The sequence below is a fragment of the Streptomyces sp. NPDC101152 genome, assembly GCF_044768275.1.
Taxonomy (GTDB): domain Bacteria; phylum Actinomycetota; class Actinomycetes; order Streptomycetales; family Streptomycetaceae; genus Streptomyces.
In genome coordinates, this window is the sequence record NZ_JBIWPO010000035.1 from 1 (window position 1) to 18,921 (window position 18,921).

Annotated in this window: 20 protein-coding genes and 1 pseudogene; 7 read left to right on the forward strand and 14 right to left on the reverse strand. The window is 70.7% G+C overall.

Annotation, left to right across the window (positions count from 1 at the left end):
* Window positions 1–317: nuclear transport factor 2 family protein (locus ACIRVK_RS32440; protein WP_404253418.1), on the forward strand; the 317-nt coding region annotated here is incomplete at its 5' end.
* Between the two features lie 65 nt (window positions 318–382).
* On the opposite strand, the gene ACIRVK_RS32445 is transcribed toward ACIRVK_RS32440, so the two are convergent.
* Complete coding sequence (locus tag ACIRVK_RS32445; RefSeq protein ID WP_404253420.1) at window positions 383–856, reverse strand: MarR family winged helix-turn-helix transcriptional regulator; 474 nt, start codon at window positions 854–856, stop codon at window positions 383–385.
* A 108-nt stretch (window positions 857–964) separates the two neighbouring features.
* Between ACIRVK_RS32445 and ACIRVK_RS32450 the strand changes: the two genes are divergently transcribed.
* The 3 genes and pseudogenes from ACIRVK_RS32450 to ACIRVK_RS32460 all read left to right on the forward strand — a co-directional run bounded on the left by ACIRVK_RS32450 (window position 965) and on the right by ACIRVK_RS32460 (window position 3,166).
* Window positions 965–1,897 (forward strand): LLM class flavin-dependent oxidoreductase, encoded by a 933-nt coding sequence (locus ACIRVK_RS32450; protein ID WP_404253422.1) that lies wholly within the window; start codon window positions 965–967, stop codon window positions 1,895–1,897.
* 249 nt (window positions 1,898–2,146) lie between these two features.
* Window positions 2,147–2,539 (forward strand): hypothetical protein, encoded by a 393-nt coding sequence (locus ACIRVK_RS32455; RefSeq protein WP_404253424.1) that lies wholly within the window; start codon window positions 2,147–2,149, stop codon window positions 2,537–2,539.
* Between the two features lie 5 nt (window positions 2,540–2,544).
* Window positions 2,545–3,166 (forward strand): annotated as a pseudogene (locus tag ACIRVK_RS32460) (nucleotidyl transferase AbiEii/AbiGii toxin family protein).
* 78 nt (window positions 3,167–3,244) lie between these two features.
* On the opposite strand, the gene ACIRVK_RS32465 reads toward ACIRVK_RS32460, so the two are convergent.
* The 3 genes from ACIRVK_RS32465 to ACIRVK_RS32475 form a co-directional block, all read right to left on the reverse strand.
* Window positions 3,245–3,502 (reverse strand): hypothetical protein, encoded by a 258-nt coding sequence (locus ACIRVK_RS32465; RefSeq protein ID WP_404253426.1) that lies wholly within the window; start codon window positions 3,500–3,502, stop codon window positions 3,245–3,247.
* 603 nt (window positions 3,503–4,105) lie between these two features.
* The gene (locus ACIRVK_RS32470; RefSeq protein WP_404253428.1) at window positions 4,106–5,437 is read right to left on the reverse strand and encodes a class I SAM-dependent RNA methyltransferase; all 1,332 of its coding nucleotides are present in this window, start codon (window positions 5,435–5,437) and stop codon (window positions 4,106–4,108) included.
* A gap of 92 nt (window positions 5,438–5,529) precedes the next feature.
* Window positions 5,530–7,593 (reverse strand): APC family permease, encoded by a 2,064-nt coding sequence (locus ACIRVK_RS32475; RefSeq protein ID WP_404253430.1) that lies wholly within the window; start codon window positions 7,591–7,593, stop codon window positions 5,530–5,532.
* A 424-nt stretch (window positions 7,594–8,017) separates the two neighbouring features.
* On the opposite strand from ACIRVK_RS32475, the gene ACIRVK_RS32480 reads away from it, so the two are divergent.
* Window positions 8,018–8,689, forward strand: a complete 672-nt coding sequence (locus ACIRVK_RS32480) for a potassium channel family protein (protein ID WP_404253432.1) — start codon at window positions 8,018–8,020, stop codon at window positions 8,687–8,689.
* Window positions 8,689–9,366, forward strand: coding sequence for a potassium channel family protein (locus tag ACIRVK_RS32485; protein WP_404253434.1), 678 nt, complete (start codon window positions 8,689–8,691; stop codon window positions 9,364–9,366). The genes ACIRVK_RS32480 and ACIRVK_RS32485 overlap by 1 nt, the downstream gene beginning before the upstream one ends.
* Before the next feature lie 163 nt (window positions 9,367–9,529).
* Here the strand turns inward: ACIRVK_RS32485 and ACIRVK_RS32490 are convergent, their stop codons facing one another.
* From ACIRVK_RS32490 to ACIRVK_RS32525, 8 genes are all read right to left on the reverse strand, one after another.
* Window positions 9,530–10,270 carry a DUF3159 domain-containing protein gene (locus tag ACIRVK_RS32490; protein WP_404253436.1) on the reverse strand — a complete coding sequence of 247 codons (741 nt, stop codon included), beginning with the start codon at window positions 10,268–10,270 and terminating at the stop codon, window positions 9,530–9,532.
* Between the two features lie 3 nt (window positions 10,271–10,273).
* A complete protein-coding gene (locus ACIRVK_RS32495; protein WP_404253438.1) occupies window positions 10,274–10,672 on the reverse strand; it encodes an OB-fold nucleic acid binding domain-containing protein in 399 nt (132 codons plus the stop codon).
* 90 nt (window positions 10,673–10,762) lie between these two features.
* Window positions 10,763–11,449, reverse strand: a complete 687-nt coding sequence (locus ACIRVK_RS32500; protein WP_404253440.1) for a response regulator — start codon at window positions 11,447–11,449, stop codon at window positions 10,763–10,765.
* Entirely contained in the window at window positions 11,446–13,989 is a 2,544-nt protein-coding gene (locus tag ACIRVK_RS32505; protein WP_404253442.1) for an ATP-binding protein, read from the reverse strand. Before ACIRVK_RS32505 ends, ACIRVK_RS32500 begins: the two co-directional genes overlap by 4 nt.
* Window positions 13,990–14,218: 229 nt before the next feature.
* Window positions 14,219–14,914, reverse strand: a complete 696-nt coding sequence (locus ACIRVK_RS32510; RefSeq protein ID WP_404253444.1) for an ABC transporter ATP-binding protein — start codon at window positions 14,912–14,914, stop codon at window positions 14,219–14,221.
* A gap of 92 nt (window positions 14,915–15,006) precedes the next feature.
* Window positions 15,007–15,768, reverse strand: coding sequence for a DUF3710 domain-containing protein (locus ACIRVK_RS32515; protein WP_404253446.1), 762 nt, complete (start codon window positions 15,766–15,768; stop codon window positions 15,007–15,009).
* Window position 15,769: 1 nt separating this feature from the next.
* Window positions 15,770–16,321: a dUTP diphosphatase gene (gene dut, locus ACIRVK_RS32520; protein ID WP_404253448.1), complete on the reverse strand. Its 552-nt coding sequence runs from the start codon at window positions 16,319–16,321 to the stop codon at window positions 15,770–15,772.
* Window positions 16,318–16,902: a PaaI family thioesterase gene (locus tag ACIRVK_RS32525; protein ID WP_404253450.1), complete on the reverse strand. Its 585-nt coding sequence runs from the start codon at window positions 16,900–16,902 to the stop codon at window positions 16,318–16,320. Before ACIRVK_RS32525 ends, dut begins: the two co-directional genes overlap by 4 nt.
* Before the next feature lie 58 nt (window positions 16,903–16,960).
* On the opposite strand from ACIRVK_RS32525, the gene ACIRVK_RS32530 reads away from it, so the two are divergent.
* Window positions 16,961–17,425 (forward strand): DUF3093 domain-containing protein, encoded by a 465-nt coding sequence (locus ACIRVK_RS32530; RefSeq protein ID WP_404253452.1) that lies wholly within the window; start codon window positions 16,961–16,963, stop codon window positions 17,423–17,425.
* A gap of 18 nt (window positions 17,426–17,443) precedes the next feature.
* On the opposite strand, the gene ACIRVK_RS32535 is transcribed toward ACIRVK_RS32530, so the two are convergent.
* Window positions 17,444–18,385: a hypothetical protein gene (locus tag ACIRVK_RS32535; protein ID WP_404253454.1), complete on the reverse strand. Its 942-nt coding sequence runs from the start codon at window positions 18,383–18,385 to the stop codon at window positions 17,444–17,446.
* A 13-nt stretch (window positions 18,386–18,398) separates the two neighbouring features.
* Window positions 18,399–18,695 carry a DUF4193 domain-containing protein gene (locus ACIRVK_RS32540; RefSeq protein WP_003997302.1) on the reverse strand — a complete coding sequence of 99 codons (297 nt, stop codon included), beginning with the start codon at window positions 18,693–18,695 and terminating at the stop codon, window positions 18,399–18,401.
* Window positions 18,696–18,921 lie beyond the last annotated feature (226 nt).

Sequence of the window (18,921 nt, forward strand, 5' to 3'; positions counted from 1 at the left end):
CCCTCGCCCCCGACGTGGAGTGGACGGAGATGGCCGGCTTCCCCCTGGCCGGGACCTACCGCACGCCCGAAGGCGTCACCTCGAACGTCATGGAGAAGCTCGGCGAGGACTGGGACGGCTGGGCCGCCCACGACGACACCTACGTCGTCGACGGCGAGAACGTCGTCGTCCTGGCCCGCTACACCGCCGTCAACAAGGCCACCGGCAAGCCGATCGACGTCCGCGTCGCCCACCACTTCGTGGTCCGCGGCGGCCTGATCGTCCGCTTCGAACAGTTCGTGGACACGGCGAAGGTCCGCGACGCCATGACGGACTGACACTCTCGGCGGCACGCCCGTCCCTGACCAGGGGCGACGTGTCGCCGTCGGACAGGCGTGCTCTGTCACGTCGGGTCAGATGCCTGCGCCGTACTGCCCGCCGGGGCACCGACGAGACGTTGCAGCGCCTGCACCAGGAGCGTGGCGTCCGCGCCGGAGAGTGGGGCGAGAAAACGGCGTTCCATCTCCCGGCGGACGACTTCGGCGTCGCGCAGGCGCTCCCGTCCGGTCGTCGTCAGCTCCACGATGTTCTTGCGGCGGTCCTGGGGACTCCGGCGCCGCTCGACCAGGTGCTTGCCCTCCAGCGCGTCGACGAGGGCGACCATCGTCGTCCGGTCGATGCCCAGCTTGCCCGCCGCCTCCAGTTGGGACAGCTCGCCGTGCGAGTCGAGGACGGCGAGTACCGCCAGTTCACGACCGTCGATCCCGTGCGGCGCCAAGGACCGCGCGGATTCCTCCGTCAGCCGCAGATACGCGTGCTTGAGCAGATAACCGAGGCGAGAGGAAAGGACGTCGTCGGGGGGTGCGTCGCGCGTCATGACCACAGCGTATCCGGGACTGATGGTCAGCCATACTGACGATCGGCTAGGGTGATGAAGTCGTCGCCCTCAACGGCGACTTGTCGACTCGAAGGGCACACGGCACCCATGTCCGACCAGCGCTTGCCTCCCGTGACATTCGGCATCAAGACCACCCCGATGCGGGTCCCTTACGAGGACATCCTCCGCGTGTGGCAGGAAGCCGACGAGCTGCCCGACATCGCGGACGCCTGGCTCTGGGACCACCTCATGCCGATCGCCGGCCCGAAGGACGGGCAGATCCTCGAAGGGTGGACGCTGCTGAGCGCCCTGGCCGCCAGGACGGAGCGGTTGCGCCTGGGGCTGCTCGTCACGAGCAATCGGATCCGGCCGCCCGCCGTCCTCGGCAAGATCGCCACAACGGTCGACGTGATCTCCGGAGGCCGCCTGATCATGGGCCTCGGCGTGGGCGGCACCTTGCAGCCGCCCGACGCGGGCGGCGTCGTCGGCGAGAACCCGGCCGTCGCGGAGTACGCGGCCTACGGCCTCACGCTCGTCCCGCCCGCCGAAGGCATCGCCCGCCTGGAGGAGACCATCGCCATCCTCCGCGGCATGTGGACGCGGGACGTCTTCGACTTCCAGGGCCGCCACTACTCCCTGACCGGCAACCGCAACGAGCCGAAACCCGTCCAGTGGCCAGGCCCACCCCTGCTCATCGGCGGCTGGGGAAACAGGACGCTCCGCGTGGTCGCCGAACACGCCGACATCTGGAACATCCCCGGACCACCGCACAACACGCTGGACCGCATCATCGAGCGCGGACGCGTTCTGGACGACCACTGCGCCGCCATCGGCCGCGATCCGCGGACGATCACCCGCTCCGTCCAGTACATCGTCTCCTACGACGACCCGGCCACCGACCGCAAGGCCATCACGGAGCTCGTCGCCGCAGGCGTGACGCACATCGTGCTGAGCCTGCGGAGCCCCTATCCTCCCCGGGCCGCACTACGGCTCACCGACCGGATCATCAGGCCCGTGCTCAGCACGACCGGGGAGCTCTGAGTTTCAGGAGCCCTTGGCGGCCGGTTTCGAGGATCGCCACGCACTCCACATGATGCGTGTCGGAAAGATGTCGGCCTGAGCGAGCCGCAGAAACGGCCAGGCCAGAGGCATCTCCTCGGCGCGCTGTGCAGCTTGAGGCGCCCAGAGCGTCAAACGAGCGTCACCGTGGCCCGTCCGTACTGCCCAGGGCGGAACAGACCGTCCTCGCATCATGGCCCGCACCATCTCTCCGGCCGTCATAATGGACTCTTGTCCTCCAGTCCACAGCACTCTGCATCCGTATCAAGGGGCTTCTCGCCCGCGGATGCCGAAGACCTCGCGCTGTATCGGGAGAAGTTCCGGCGGCGCCTGCCTGAGTCGCTGGACCAGTTGCAGGGCCCGACCCAGGGGGTCGTGGAGCTGCCGCTGCACCTGGCCTGGTCCGGGTTGACCTCGTACGACATGAGCAACCCTCGCCAGCGCATGGGCCTGTACCGCACCGTCCTGCACGAGGACCTGCACGACGATCTGCCCCGCTACCTCAACCGGGCCCTGCTCCTCCATCTGTGGCCGGTGCTGCGCACCCTCGTCGGCCGTACTGTGCGCACCGTCTGGGAAGACGCGTTCCCCCAGCTCGCCTCCCGCACCCGGGCAGCCGCGTGACGGAAATGCCAGAGCTGCACACACGGCTCCTGGCGGACGTGATCGCACTCGGCTCTCCGTACCCCCTGGTTCTCACCGGCGGGTACGCCGTGCGGGCGCACCACCTGGTGAATTGCCGACATCGCCGCCACGCTCCGCGTCGGCCTGGAAGCCCGCGGCTGGAAGGTGCACGCGCTGGAGACGGCCCCACTCTCGGCCCGCTTCAGCGTGGCCGACTCGGCTACAGGGGAAGAATGCGAAGTCGACATCCTCAAGGAGATCTTCTGGCGGCCGGTCACCCAGAGCCCGTATGGCCCTGTCCTCGCGGAGGAGGATGTGATCGGGACCAAGGTCCGTGCCGTCGCCGACCGCGGAGCTCCCCGCGACCTGATCGACGTGTTCGCGGCCTCCCGCCGCTGAACCAATGCCGAGCTCGAAGAGTTCGGCCGCCGCCATGCCCGCTGCCGCTTCGAGCGCGATGACCTGCAGGCAAACCTGACAGGCGCCGAGTGGACCGACGACGGAGCCTTCGCCGCCTACGGACTCGATGACGCCACGATCACCGCTTTTTGCGCTTGGGCCGTGGAGTGGGCCGACGACCTCGCTGCTCGTCTCCTCGAAGAGGGCGGTGCTCCGGACAACGACTGATCAAGCCCCGGAGAGATCGTAGCTGCGAACGATCGTCCGCCCCTTACATACTGCTGTCTGCGGCAGCCGAACCGGACGTCAGCGACCGATATAGAGAAACCGCACGTAGCACGCGAACGACAGTCGACGCTGCCGGAGCCCGGCGGCCTCGACGGAGGCGCTCAGCGTTCCGTGGAGCGCGCTTTTCTGCTGGAGGGCGGCGGTTCGCTGGCTGAACCCCTTTCGCTGCTGACGGGCCTGATCGTCCGCAAACGTGTTCTCTCGGGTGAGCCGCATCTGAGCGTCCTCCATCTGCTTCCGTGCTTTCACACGCAGCGCATCGGTCTCGGACTCCACAGCCGTGCGCTGGACGGTGAGTTGGGCCCGACGGCTGGCGATGCCCTGTTCTTTGACGGATGCGACCAGGTCTTTGCGCCAGGCATCGAGGGCGATGGCCTTGGCCTCGCCGAGAGTTGGCGTGCTCGGTCACATCCCCGTCTCCCTCGACGGATCCGCCCGCGGGTGCGGCGCGACCGGCTGCCTGACCACCTACATCCACACCCGCGCCACCCTGGATCGCGCCGGACACGCCTGGGCGCCGCCCTCCAGGCGGTCACCGGCCCAACCGACCTCAACCACATCCTCCTCGGCGGCCACCTCGCAACTGGCTGCCCTGGCTGAGACCAGGCATCGACGCCCGCCTCGGCCCACGCCGGACCGCCTTCTTGACCTTCCCCGTCACCGTCATCCCCGACACCCGCGGCCCCCACGCCGGCGCCCTCACCGCCGGACGCGAACAGATCCTCGGCGACCCCGCCGCCGTCCCTCCGGGGCACGTGACGCCGGAACGCGACGGACGGTCCACCGGACCGAGCGCGGTCGACGCTGCTCTGACAGACCATCAGAGCGAGCGTCATCCGAGCGTCAGTAAAATCTGCCGTCGTGCTGGCCCACCGCAGGTCAGATCCCCTTTGCGGCAGGCTCCAGGATCGCCACGCACTCCACATGATGCGTCATAGGAAACAGATCGAAAGCCCGCAGCGTCCGCACCCGGTACCCCCCGTCCCGGAAGTACGCCAGGTCGCGGGCCAGGGCCGCCGGGTCGCAGGCGACGTAGGCGATGCGCCGGGCGCGCAGGGACGAGAGGTGTTCGACCGTCTTGCGGCCCGCGCCCGCGCGGGGCGGGTCGAGGACGATGAGGTCCACCTCGGTGATGCCGGTGCGGGGCAGGACGGACTCGACCTTGCCCTGTTCGATGCGGACGCGGTCGAAGTCGGCGAGGTTGTGCCGGGCGTCCTCGACGGCGCGCTTGCCTGACTCGATGCCGAGGACGGCTCCCTTCTCGCCGAGCCGGTCGGCGAGGGCGCCCGCGAACAGGCCCACGCCGCAGTACAGGTCGAGGGCCATCTCGCCCTTGCGCGGCAGCAGGCCCTGCATGACCGCGGTGACCAGGGTGTCGGCCGCCTTCGGGTGAACCTGCCAGAAGCCGCCGCTGCCGACGCGGTAGGTACGGCCGTCGGCGCGCTCCCGGACGAAGGGGCGGCCGTGGACGCGGTGGACGCCGCCGTCCTTCTCGCCGACCCGCATGACGGAGACCGGCTTGTCGAGTTCGACGATGGGCAGCCGGGCGCCCGGCGTCGGCGTCAGGATGACCTGGCGGTCCTGCGAACCGGTCGCGGCGATCGCGTCGATCGACGCCATGCCCGTCCAGTCCCGCTTCTCGATGCCGAGTTCGCTCACTCCGGCCGCCGCGATCATGCAGTGGTCGATCGGCTCGACATCGTGCGAGCGGTGCCGGCGCAGACCGGCCCGCCCGGAGGCGGCGTCCACGGCGTACTGCACGCGTGTGCGCCACTGCGGCACCTCCCCGGCCGGGAGCTTGTCGCCCTCGGCCGGCATCACCGTGCCGTCCCAGCCGGCCTCCTCGGGCGTGAGCCCGGCGAGCCGGAGCAGCTGCTCGGCGACGACCTCGCCCTTCAGCCGGCGCTGCGCCCCCGGCTTGGCGTGCTGCCAGTCGCAGCCGCCGCAGCGCCCGGGACCGGCGTAGGGGCAGGGCGCCTCGATACGGTCCTTGGAGGCGTCGAGCACCGACACCGCGTCCGCGCGCAGGAAGCGGGCCCCCTCCTCGCCCTCCGTCACCCGCGCCACGACCCGCTCTCCGGGCAGCGCGTGCCGGACGAACAGCACCTGACCCGCTTCCGTACGGGCGATGCAGTGCCCGCCGTGGGCGACCGGGCCGACCTCGACCTCGTACTCCGCCCCGACCAGCGACTTCTTCGGTTCTGCCTGCATGGCGGGGTGACTCCAGAGGTGAGAAAAGCACGGCGGCCGGACAACAGCCCACCAGTCTACGTGGGTGTCGTCCGGCCGTTGACCGGCGAGCGTCAGCCCTGGCCGCCCGGGGTGCCCGACGGCTCCTTGGGCCGGTCGCCGTGGGCGGGGCCGCGTCGCACCGAACCCGGCGCGTTCCACTCCTGCCGCTTGCGGGCCCGGGCCTTCGCCGCCTCCGAGGACTGCAGCTGGTAGGGCACGGACGTGACCATGATGCCCGGCGTGAACAGCAGGCGGCCCTTCAGGCGCAGCGCGCTCTGGTTGTGCAGCAGGTGCTCGTACCAGTGACCGACCACGTACTCCGGGATGATCACGGACACCGCGTCCCGCGGCGACTCCCGGCGCAGGCTCTTCACGTACTCGATGATCGGCCGCGTGATCTCGCGGTAGGGCGAGTCCAGCACCTTCAGCGGCACGTCGATCCCGCGCCGCTCCCACTCCTCGCGCAGCGCCTTGGTCTCCGCCGGGTCGACGTTGACGGTGAGCGCCTCCAGCGAGTCCGAGCGCATCAGCTTGGCGTAGGCCAGGGCGCGCAGGGTGGGGCGGTGGATCTTGGAGATCAGTACGACCGAGTGGATGCGGGAGGGCCGCACGCTGTCGTCGCTCGGGCCCTCGGGGGCCGCGATCTCCGCGGCGACGCCGTCGTAGTGCTTACGGATGGCGGTCATCGTCGCGTAGAAGATGCACATGCCCAGCAGCGCCACCCAGGCGCCGTGGGTGAACTTGGTGACCAGGACGACGACCAGCACCAGGCCGGTGAAGAAGGCGCCGAAGGCGTTGATGGCCCGCGAGCGCATCATGTGGCGGCGCTTGGCCTGGTCCTTCTCGACCGCGAGATGGCGGTTCCAGTGGCGGACCATGCCGGTCTGGCTGAGCGTGAAGGACACGAACACGCCGACGATGTAGAGCTGGATCAGCCGGGTCGAGTCCGCGCCGTAGATCACGGTCAGCAGGGTCGCCGCGCTCGCGAGGAGCACGATGCCGTTGGAGAAGGCGAGGCGGTCGCCGCGGGTGTGCAGCTGGCGGGGCAGATAGCGGTCCTGGGCGAGGATCGAGCCGAGTACCGGGAAGCCGTTGTAGGCGGTGTTGGCGGCGAGGAACAGCACCAGGGCGGTGGCCGCTGCGAGGACGACGAAGAAGAAGCTGCCCTTGCCGAAGACGGCTTCGGCGACCTGGGTGATCACCGGGTTCTGGACATAGCCGGAGCCGACGCCGACACCGTGCTTGAGCAGGTCGGTGGCCGGGTTCTCGGCCATGCGGACCTTGGTCGTCAGGGCGAGGACGATGATCCCGCAGAACATGGTGACGGCGAGCAGGCCCATCGCGGCGAGCGTGGTGGCCGCGTTCTTCGACTTGGGCTTGCGGAAGGCCGGCACGCCGTTGGAGATCGCCTCGACACCGGTGAGCGCGGCACAGCCGGAGGAGAAGGCGCGCAGCATCAGGAAGACGAGGGCGAAGCCCGCCAGGCCCTGGTGCTCGGCCCTGATCGTGTACTGGGCCGTCGGCGCCCGCATGGTGTCACCGAGGGCCAGTCCGCGGAAGGCGCCCCACGCGATCATGAGGAACACGCCGCCGACGAACACGTACGTCGGGATGGCGAAGAGCTTGCCGGACTCCTTGACGCCGCGCAGGTTCATCAGCGTCAGCAGCAGGATCACCGCGACCGCGCACAGCACCTTGTGCTGGACGACGAACGGGATCGCCGAGCCGAGGTTCTCGATGCCGGACGCGATCGACACGGCGACGGTCAGCACGTAGTCGACGAGCAGGGCGCTGGCGACGGTCAGACCCGCCTTGGGACCGAGGTTGGTGGTGGCCACCTCGTAGTCGCCGCCGCCGCTGGGGTAGGCGTGCACGTTCTGCCGGTAGGAGGCGACCACGGTGAACATCAGCACCACGACCGCGAGGGCGATCCAGGGGCTGAAGTGGTACGCCGACACGCCCGCGATGGACAGGACCAGCAGGACCTCCCCCGGCGCGTAGGCGACGGAGGACAGCGGGTCGGAGGCGAAGACGGGGAGGGCGATGCGCTTCGGCAGGAGCGTTTCCCCCAGCCGGTCACTGCGCAGTGCGCGCCCGATCAAGATCCGTTTGGGCACGTCGGTCAGTTTGGACACAACAGAGCATCGTAGGCGTTCGAACGGGTGCGCAACCACCCTCCCCCACCCTCGACACGCCAGAGCGGGCAGCCCCCCGTCCGGCATCTGCCCACCGGGTGAAATGCACGACCGCTCCGGCTGCGGATTCCGCAGGCCTCCCGGCCCCCGTGCCTATATGGTGACCCCGCCCTTTTTCCCGGCCGTAGCCGCCCTCTGGAGGTCCCCTGCACGCCGCACCGGAACTGATCGGCGCCGCCGCGGCCCTCGTCGGCGCCGGAATCCTCACCCTGGCGAGCGTCCGCAGCATCGGCAGCCGCTGACGCACCCGGAGTGACGGCAACCGTGCACAGGGGTGCCGACGTCCTACCGCGCGTGTGTAGCTTGGGCGTCGGTCTGAGACCCTGATACCGAGCAGTAGATTTTGGACACCGGAAGGACGGTCGTGCACATCGTCATCATGGGCTGCGGACGAGTGGGTTCCGCTCTGGCCCAGACATTGGAGCAGCAGGGGCACACGGTCGCCGTGGTCGACCAGGACCCCACCGCCTTCCGCCGCCTCGGTCCCGGGTTCGGCGGCCGCCGGGTCACCGGGGTCGGCTTCGACCAGGACACCCTGCGCGAGGCCGGCATCGAGGAGGCCGGGGCCTTCGCCGCCGTCTCCAGCGGTGACAACTCGAACATCATCGCGGCGCGCGTCGCCCGGGAGATGTTCGGCGTGGAGAACGTCGCGGCCCGGATCTACGACCCCCGTCGCGCCGAGGTCTACCAGCGCCTCGGCATCCCCACCGTGGCCACGGTCCGCTGGACCGCCGACCAGATGCTGCGCCGGCTGCTCCCCTCGGGCGCCGAGCCGCTGTGGCGGGATCCCAGCGGCGGTGTCCAGCTCGCCGAGGTGCACACCTCCGCCGCCTGGGTCGGCCACAAGATCAGCAAGCTGCAGGAGGAGACGGGCGTCCGCGTGGCGTTCCTCACCCGGCTCGGCGAGGCGATCCTGCCCAGTTCGCAGACGGTGCTGCAGGAGGGTGACCTGGTGCACGTGATGATGCGCACCGACGAGGTCGACAAGGTCGAGGCGTCCTTCGCCAAGGGTCCCGAAGAGGAGGGCGGTCACTGATGAGGGTCGCCATTGCCGGTGCCGGCGCGGTCGGCCGCTCGATCGCGGGTGAGCTGCTGGAGAACGGCCACGAGGTCCTGCTCGTCGACAAGACGCCGACCGCCATCTCGGTCGAGCGCGTCCCCCAGGCGGAGTGGCTGCTGGCCGACGCCTGCGAGATCACGTCCCTGGACGAGGCGGCGCTCCAGCGCTGCAACGTGGTGATCGCCGCGACGGGCGACGACAAGGTGAACCTGGTCGTCTCGCTCCTGGCGAAGACGGAGTACGGGGTTCCGCGCGTCGTCGCCCGTGTGAACAACCCGAAGAACGAGTGGCTCTTCAACGAGTCCTGGGGCGTGGACGTGGCCGTGTCCACTCCCCGCCTGATGTCGGCCCTGGTCGAGGAGGCCGTCTCGGTCGGCGACCTGGTCCGCCTGCTGCGCTTCAGCCACGGTGACGCGAACCTGGTCGAGCTGACCCTGCCGGAGGAGTCGGCCCTCGCCGGCACCCCGGTGGGCGATGTCGAGTGGCCCGAGGACACGTCCCTGGTCACCATCATCCGCGGCACCCGGGTACTCACCCCGTCCCCCGAGGACTCCCTGGAACCCGGCGACGAACTCCTGTTCGTCGCAGCCCAGGCCCGGGAGGAACAACTCGAGGACCTGCTGTCGGTACGCCGGGAGGACACGGCGGGTTAGCCGCGGCGCTACAACGACGAAGGGCGCCCCACTGCAGGGGCGCCCTTTGCTTCTCAGCTCCGGCCAGCCGTACCGGCCCGTCCGACGCGCCCGTCCAGGGCCGAAGCGGGGGCCTGGGGGCGGCAGCCCCCCAGCAACGCCCGCACCAACGCCGGGTCCAGACCTACCGACGGTGCCGCCCGCCACTCGCGTCAGCCGCGGCAGCCGCCCGCTCCTTCTCGGCCTTCTCCTCCGCCTCCATCTCCGCGAACACGTCGATCGGCGCAGGCGCCTTCGCCAGGAACACCCAGGTCAGCCAGACCGCCAGCAGGAACGGCGGGATCTTCAACGCGACCAGGACCCAGCCCAGTTGCGCGGTGTTGGCCCACCAGTACAGCGGGAAGAGGATCGCGCACTTGGCGAGCAGGATCAGACCCCAGGCCCAACTGGCCTTCGCGTACGCCTTCTTGCGACCGGGATTGCGGGTGCGCCAGGAGAGGTTCTCCTTGAAGACCGGGCCGAGGATCAGGCCGATCAGGGGGACCCCGCACAGGGTCGTGACGATGTACGCCAGCGCCAGGCCCAGTGTGTAGAGCATGCCGGGGAGGTAGAAGTCCTTGGCGTTGCCGGTCATCATCGCGAAGACCACACCGAAGGCGACACCGAAGACGCCGCTGAACGCGTGTTTGACGGTGGTGCGCATGGCCAGCCGGACCACCACGAGCAGCAGGGACACGGCGAGGGCGGCGATCGCCGACCAGTGCAGGTCCTTGTTGATCGTGAAGATGGTGACGAAGAGGAGGCCGGGCAGCACCGTCTCGACCATGCCCCGCACGCCGCCGAACGCCTCGAACAGCGCGGCCTCGGTCACCGCCCGTGCGTCGTCGGCAGACGTGTCCTGTGTCGGCTTGTCGAGCGACGTCACCGGCTACTCCCGTCCGAGGGGTCTGAGTTCGTATTTGGGATTGAACAGCACCCGGCGGCCCCGGCTCATCGAGATCCGGCCCGATGCGATCAGTCTGCGCCCCGGCTCTATCCCGACGATGGAGCGCCGCCCGAGCCACACCACGTCCAGCGCGGCGGAGCCGTCGAACAGCTCGGCCTCCAGGGCCGGGACGCCCGCCCGCGGCCGCAGGGTGACCGTGCGCAAGGTACCAGTAACCGTGACGACCTGTCGGTCGTGGCAGTCACCGATCCGCACACAGCCCGCCGTCTCGGCGTCCTCCCGCAGCTCCTCGGACTCCAGGTCCTCCTGCGTGGAGGAGAGCCGGTCGAGCATGCGCCTGAACCGGCCCGGCGGCTTTTCGGAACGAGGAACAGCACTCATACCTGAAGCGTACCGGGGTGCACTGACAGCTTCGTACCCACGACCCCGGCCCACGAACCGGTACCTCGTCACTCCGCGAACGGGTACCGGTCACGCCTCGAACCGATACCCCATCCCCGGCTCGGTGATGAAGTGCTTCGGATGGGACGGGTCCGCCTCCAGCTTCCTGCGCAGCTGGGCCATGTACACCCGGAGGTAGTTCGTCTCCGTCCCGTACGACGGCCCCCACACCTCCTGCAGCAGCTGCCGCTGGCTGACCAGCCGGCCCGTGTTGCGGACCAGCACCTCCAGCAGGTGCCACTCGGTGGGCGTCAGCCGTACGTCCTTGCCGCCCCGGTTGACCTTCTTCGCGGTCAGGTCGACGGTGAACTCCGCGGTCTCCACGGTCGTCACCTCGTCCTCGCCGGGCCCCACCGGCTCGGCGCGCCGGACGGCGGCCCGCAGCCGGGCCAGCAGCTCGTCCATGCCGAAGGGCTTGGTGACGTAGTCGTCGGCGCCCGCGTCCAGGGCCTCGACCTTCTCGTCGGAGGTGTGCCGGGCGGACAGCACCAGGATCGGCACCCGGGTCCAGCCGCGCAGGCCGCGGATCACCTCGACGCCGTCCATGTCGGGCAGGCCCAGGTCGAGGACGACCACGTCGGGGTGGCGGGCGGCGGCGAGCTGCAGGGCGGTGGCGCCGTCGTGGGCCGCGTCGACCTCGTACTTGCGCGCCTTCAGGTTGATCACAAGGGCACGCACGATCTGCGGCTCGTCGTCGATGACCAACACCCGGGTCATGTGACCTGCCTTTCGGGTTCCGCTGGGTGGAGAACCTTCGCGCGCGTGGCCTGCGCACGCAGGGTGAGCACCATGGTGAGGCCGCCGCCGGGCGTGTCCTCGGCGTCGAGGGTGCCGCCCATGGCCTCGGCGAAGCCGCGGGCGACCGCGAGGCCGAGGCCGACGCCGGCGCCGCGCGGTGCGTCACCGTAGCGCTGGAAGGGCTCGAAGATGCGCTCCTTCGCGTCGTCGGGGACGCCCGGGCCGCCGTCCACGACCCGGACCTCGACCCGGTCGGCGATGGCGCTGGCGGCCACCAGGACGGCCCTGCCGGGCGGACTGTACTTGACGGCGTTCTCGACCAGGTTGGCCACCGACCGCTCCAGCAGCCCCGGGTCGACGGCGACCATGGGCAGGGTCTCCGGGACGTCCAGCTGCACGCTGTCCTCGGGGACGCCGACGAGCGCCATCGGCACCACCTCGTCGAGGTCCACCTCCCTGATCAGCGGGGTGACCGTACCGGTCTGCAGGCGGGACATGTCGAGGAGGTTGCCGACGAGGTGGTCGAGCCGGTCGGCGCCCTCCTCGATGCCCTCCAGCAGTTCCGCCTGGTCCTCCTCGGACCACGCCACGTCGTCCGAGCGCAGCGAGGAGACGGCGGCCTTGATGCCGGCCAGCGGGGTACGGAGGTCATGGCTGACGGCGGCCAGCAGCGCCGTACGGATCCGGTTGCCCTCGGCGAGCGCGCGGGCCCGGTCGGCCTCCTCCTGGAGCCGCCGGCGGTCCAGGACGACGGCGGCCTGCGCGGCGAACGCGGCGAGCACCCGGCGGTCCTCGGCGGGCAGTACCCGGCCGGTCAGCGCGAGCGCCATGTGGTCGCCGGCCGGCACGTCCACGTCGGCCTCCTCCGGCCGGGAGACGGCCGGCCCGAACCCGGCGCGGCCCGCGCAGGTCCACGGGTCGTGGTCGCTCGCCCGCTCCAGCAGGGCCGCCGACTCCATGCCGAAGGTCTCCCGGACCCGCTCCAGCAGCTCCTCGAGGCCGGTCTCGCCGCGCAGCACGTTGCCGGCGAGGAAGGACAGGATCTCCGACTCGGCGCGCAGCCGGGCCGCCTGGTGGGTTCGGCGGGCGGCGAGGTCGACGACGGAGGCGACCGAGACACCGACGCCGACGAAGATCACGATGGCGACGATGTTGCGGGGGTCGGCGATGGTCCAGCGGTGCAGGGGCGGTGTGTAGTAGTAGTTCAGCAGCAGGGAACCCACCGCCGCCGAGGCCAGCGCCGGGAGCAGTCCGCCGAGCAGCGCCGCCGCGACCGTCAGCGCCAGGAACAGCAGCATGTCGTTGGCGAGGCCGAGGTGGACGGTGCTCAGCAGCACCGTCAGCACGGCCGGGCCGAGGACGCCGGCCAGCCAGCCGGCGATGATCCGGGACCGCCCGAGCCGCGCTCCCCGGGACACCGGCAGCCCGCGCCCCTTGCCCGCCTCGCCATGGGTGATGAGGTGGACGTCGAGGTCGGGACCGGAGTCCCGGGCGACGGTGGCGCCGACGCCGGGACCGAAGACGTACTGCCAGGTCTTGCGCCGTGAGACGCCGAGCACTATCTGCGTGGCGTTGACGCCGCGCGCGAAGGCGAGCAGCGCGGCCGGCACGTCGTCGCCGACGACGTGGTGGAAAGTGCCGCCGAGGTCCTCCACGAGGGTGCGCTGGACTTCGAGTTCCTTCGGGGAGGCGGCGGTCAGGCCGTCGCTGCTGGCTATGTAGACCGCCAGCACCTCGCCGCCGGCGCCCTTCTCCGCGAGCCGCGCGGCGCGCCGGATCAGGGTGCGCCCCTCGGGGCCGCCGGTCAGACCGACCACGATCCGCTCCCGGGAACCCCAGATCTTCGAGACCTGGTGCTCGCTGCGGTACTGCTGGAGGTACTCGTCGACCCGGTCGGCGACCCAGAGCAGGGCCAGCTCGCGCAGGGCGGTCAGGTTGCCGGGGCGGAAGTAGTTCGACAGGGCCGCGTCGACCTTGTCCGACTGGTAGATGTTGCCGTGCGCCATACGGCGGCGCAGGGCCTGCGGCGACATGTCGACGAGCTCGATCTGGTCGGCCCGCCGTACCGTCTCGTCCGGCACGGTCTCCCGCTGGCGCACGCCGGTGATCGACTCGACGACGTCGCCGAGGGACTCCAGGTGCTGGATGTTGACGGTCGACACCACGTCGATGCCGGCGGCGAGCAGTTCCTCGACGTCCTGCCAGCGCTTGGCGTTGCGGGAGCCGGGGACGTTGGTGTGGGCGAGTTCGTCCACCAGGGCGACCTGGGGGCGGCGCGCGAGTACGGCGTCCACGTCCATCTCGGTGAACGTGGCGTCCCGGTACTCCAGTTCCCGGCGCGGGACCTGCTCCAGGCCGTGCAGCATCACCTCGGTGCGCGGCCGGTCGTGGTGCTCCACGAAGGCCACCACGCAGTCGGTGCCCCGCTCGACCCGCCGGTGCGCCTCGGAGAGCATCGCGTACGTCTTGCCCACGCCGGGTGCCGCACCGAGGTAGATCCGAAGCTTGCCGCGTCCCATGGCCCCATTGTCTTCCGGTCACTGCTGCCCACGCAGCGTCGACCTTACGGCCAACAATCACGACAAATGGTGCCGTGACGGTGCCCGAGACCCTCTTTGACGGAACTCTGACGCCCAGGGCCTGTCGTACTGGGCGTACTCGGGCTTTCGGGCGGTGCGGCGAGTGGGGGTGCCCCCCTGAGGGAGCGTGCCGGGCGTCGCGCGGCAGGCGCCACTTTCGCAACAGGCCCTATGGCCCTTGGATCTCCCCGTCGCTCAGCTCCAGCACCCGGTCGGCCAGGTCGAGGAGGGTCGCGTCGTGGGTGGCGACGAGGGCGGTGACCTGCTCGCTGTGGACGACGGCCCGCAACAGCTCCATGACCGCGTGGCCGGTCTCGGCGTCCAGCTGGCCGGTCGGCTCGTCCGCGACGAGCAGGGCGGGGCTGTTGGCGAGCGCGCGGGCGATGGCGACGCGCTGCTGCTGGCCGCCGGACAGCTCAGCGGGCCGCTGGGCGGCGTGGTCGGCGAGCCCGACCAGCGCGAGCAGCAGTTCGACGCGCTCCTCACGCGCGCGTACGTCGGTGCGGCGCAGCCGCATCGGGACGCCGACGTTCTCCGCGGCCGTGAGGATGGGGATCAGCCCGAAGGACTGGAAGACGAAGCCGACCCGGTCCCGGCGCAGCGCCAGCAGCCCTTCCTCGCCGAGCCCGGAGAGGTCCTGGCCGTCGACGGTGACCCGTCCCCGGTCCGGTACGTCGAGTCCGCCGACGATGTTGAGCAGGGTGGTCTTGCCCGACCCTGAGCGCCCTTTGAGGGCGACGAGTTCACCGCGCGGCACCTCGAAGGAGACACCGCGCAGGGCGTGCACGGCGGCCGCTCCCCGCCCGTACGACTTGTGGACGTTCTCGACCCGCACCATGGTCTCGGTGACCACCTGGCCGCTCATGTCGCCTCCCCCGTCGACCGGGCGCCAGTATCGCCGCCGGGCCCCCGGCCGATCAACGGTTCGGCCGGGGCAGGCGGAGAGGTTCGGGTCCTCTACCGCACCTCGGTGATCTCCGGGCCGCGCTGGAGCTGCCCCATGCCGCCCGAGAAGCGGGAGGACTCCTCCTGCTGGACGCCCTCGGGGACCATCTGCGCGTCGTTCGGCAGCTTCAGGACGATGGGGTCGCGGGGCGCCATCGGGCCCTCGCCGCGGACCACGACCGTGTCCCGGAAGATCTGCTCGAGCACACCGGCCGCCTGCGGCTGCACCGCACCCTGGCCGGAGATCACCCCGCGCAGGAACCAGCGGGGGCCGTCCACACCGACGAATCGCACGACCTGGAAACCGCCCGTGCCGTCCGGCAGCTGCACCGGCACCTGAGCGCGCAGCTCCCAGCCGAGCGGGCCCTCGACCTCGTCGACGATGCCACCCTGCTGGGTGATGCCGGCGCCGATCTCCTCACGCACCTCGCCCCAGATGCCCTCGCGCTTGGGCGCGGCGAAGGCCTGCAGCTGGATGGCGCTGTCGCGCAGCACGACGGTGGCCGCGACGATCGCGTCGCCCGCGACCTCGACCCGCAGCTCCATGCCCTCGACCCCGGGCACGAACAGACCGCCCAGGTCCACCCGGCCCTCGCCGGGCTCGCGCACCTCGGAGTCGTCCCAGGGCCCGTCGGGCCGGGGCTCGGGCTCGAGCCGTACGCGCTCGCGCTCCACCTCTTCGTCGTCCGCCTCAGCGTCGACACTGTCGACGACCTGCTCGGCCTCGCCGGCCGCGTCCTCGGCGGCACCCTTCTTGTTGCGACGTCCGAACACGTCACTGTCCTTCCCGGTCGGATACGACCGAAGCGTATCGATTCCCACCCGTAGTGCCGCTCACGGCGGCCTGACCGCTTGTGCTGTTCGTACCGGTCACCGCCGCATGTCCTCCGGTGGACCCGAAGCCCCCTTCGGCGCGCGCCGAGTCGGGAAGCTCCGCGACCTCCTGGAAGCGGACCTTCTCGACCTGCTGGACGACCAGTTGGGCGATCCGGTCGAAGCGCTCGAACCGCACGGCCTCGCGCGGGTCGAGATTCACCACGATCACCTTGATCTCCCCACGGTACCCGGCATCAACCGTCCCCGGGGCATTCACGAGAGCGACACCGCAGCGGGCGGCCAGACCGGATCGGGGGTGCACGAAGGCCGCGTACCCCTCCGGGAGGGCGATCGACACCCCGGTGGGCAGCACGGCCCGCTCCCCGGGACCCAGCTCGCACGCCTCGGTGGTGCGCAGATCGGCACCCGCGTCACCGGGGTGCGCGTACGACGGAAGCGGTACGTCCGGGTCGACGCGCCGGACGAGCACGTTCAGGGGGTCCCGGCTCACGGGTTGACCTCGAAGGCGCGGGCCCGCCTGACCTGGTCCGGGTCGTCCATGGCGGCGCGGATCTCCTGCGGGCGGCCGTTGTCGATGAAGTGGTCGACCGCGACCTCGATGAAAAGCGCGTCGGCACGGACCGCGACGGGCCCGTCCGGCGTGTCGAGCCGGCCGGTGGCGGTCGAGTAGATCTTGCGGCCCGCGACCGCGGTGACCTCGGCCGTCAGGTACAGGGTGGTCCCGACCGGCACCGGCCGCACGAAGTCGGTCTCCAGTCGTCCGGTCACCGCGATCGTGCGCAGCAACCAGTTCAGCGAGCCCAGGGTCTCGTCCAGCGCGGTCGCCAGCACCCCGCCGTGCGCGAGGCCGGGAGCGCCCTGATGCGCGGGCTGCACGGTGAACTCGGCGGTGATGGTGACGCCCTCACCGGCCCTCGCCGCGAGGTGCAGGCCGTGGGGCTGTGCGCCGCCGCACCCGAAACACTGTTCGTAGTGGGCACCCAGAAGCTCGCCGGGCGCGGGCGCGTCAGCGTGACGCACGGGTCGGACCGCGTCGGCGGGGGGCCTGAGAGCTGCGGAAGTACCACTCACAGCCGCAGACCTTACCCGCGCGTCCGGCCTGTCCGGACACCGTGCCAAGCTTGGCCCCATGCAGCTCTCCACCGCCCCTTACGAAGAACGCCTCACCGCTCCCCGCTCGTGGTGGCTGATCTCCTTCCTGGTGGGCGTCTCCTTCGCCCTGATCCTGCTGCCCTTCGGCACGCTGCCGCTGCTGGGCGGACTGGTCGGCGGCACGGCGGTCGCGGCCGTCATGGCGAGCTCGTACGGCTCGGTCCGCATCCGGGTGGTGGGCGGCTCGTTGATCGCGGGCGAGGCGAAGATCCCGGTGACGGCCCTGGGCGGCGCGGAGGTCCTGGAGGGCGAGGAGGCGCGGGCCTGGCGGACGTACAAGGCGGACACGCGCGCGTTCATGCTGCTGCGCGCCTATATCCCGACGGCGCTGCGGGTCGAGGTCACCGACCCCGCGGACCCGACGCCGTACCTGTACCTGTCGACCCGGGAGCCGCAGCGACTGGCCCAGGCGCTGGAGGCGGCGCGCGAGGCGGCTGCGTAGGACACTCGCCCGCGAGGATCAGGCCTCGGCGCCGTCCCCCAGCTCCAGTGGATGCGCCGGGGCGTCCAAGGGCGGCAGGTCGTCCAGCGCGTCCCAGGGGACCTGGATCCCGCGCAGGTCCTTGCGGATGCGGTCGGCGAGCTTTCTGGTGTCGCGGCGGTTCATGACCGCCCCGACCGCGGCACCCACCATGAAGGGCATCAGGTTGGGCAGGTCGCGCACGACGCGCCTCATGATCTGCTGCCGCAGCCGCTGCTTCAGCGGGGAGTTGACGGCTCCGACGAAGGTCGACGGCTTGGTCACCTCGATGCCGCGCTCCCCCGCCCACGCGTTCAGGTAGGCGGTGCTGCGGTCCTTGAGGTTGCCGGGCGGCCGTACGCCGTAGACCTCGTGGAGCTCGGCGATCAGCTTCAGCTCGATCGCGGCCACGCCGGTGATCTCGGCGGCCAGTTCGGTGGGCATGGCGGGCGGTACGGGCAGCATGGCCGCCGCCCCGACGCTGGCGCCGACCGTCGCGGTGGCGCTCGCCGCGCCCACCACGAGCTTGTCGGCGAGTTGTTCGGGCCCCAGACCCGGAAACTGCCTGCGGAGGGTCGGGAGGTCACGTACGGGCACCCGCGGGGCGTTCTCGATGATCCGGTCGGCGAGGTAGGCGAGGCCCGCCCGGGCCCGGCCACCGCCCTTGCGGACGCCTTCGCGGACGCCTTCCCTGGCCTTGTCCCGGATCGCCGCGGCCCGCCGCCGGGCGACGGGCGCGGGATTCGTCCGTTGCGTCGGCACCGGGTGGTCGGCCCGGCCGGCCGGCGCTTCGAGCGAGGCCGATCCCGCGGACTCCGTGGTGTGCGAAGTCGTACCGGATGAGCCCCGCTCGTCGTCACGCGCGTGGTGAGGGCCGTCCTGCGGCCCTTCGTCCGCTCCCGGGGAGGAGCGGCGCTTCCAGGGAGGGGTCGAGCCAGTCACGGCCGACCCGTCCTCAGTCGCAGTCGCGGCAGATCGGCTGACCGTTCTTCTCGCGGGCCAGCTGGCTGCGGTGGTGCACCAGGAAGCAGCTCATGCAGGTGAACTCGTCCTGCTGCTTGGGCAGTACCCGGACGGCCAGCTCCTCGTTGGAGAGGTCGGCCCCGGGCAGTTCCAGGCCTTCAGCGGCCTCGAACTCGTCGACGTCGACCGACGAGGTGGACTTGTCGTTCCTCCGGGCCTTCAGCTCTTCCAGGCTGTCGGAGTCCACATCGTCGTCGGTCTTGCGTGGGGTGTCGTAATCCGTTGCCATTTCGCTCTCCCCCTCTGGGTGTCTGCGGGTGTCTCCAGCGCACGTAACGCGTGAGAGGCCGGACTTGTGCCCGCCTCGAGGCGGAGATTTTGCCTCACATCAAGGTCTGTTACTCAATCGACACCCAACCGGACTCCTCAAGAGTGATCGGCTTGGATGGCGAACGGGACCGTACACGGTCCGCCTACCGCTCTTCAAAGGCGTCTCAACCTGTACTTCCCGTGAT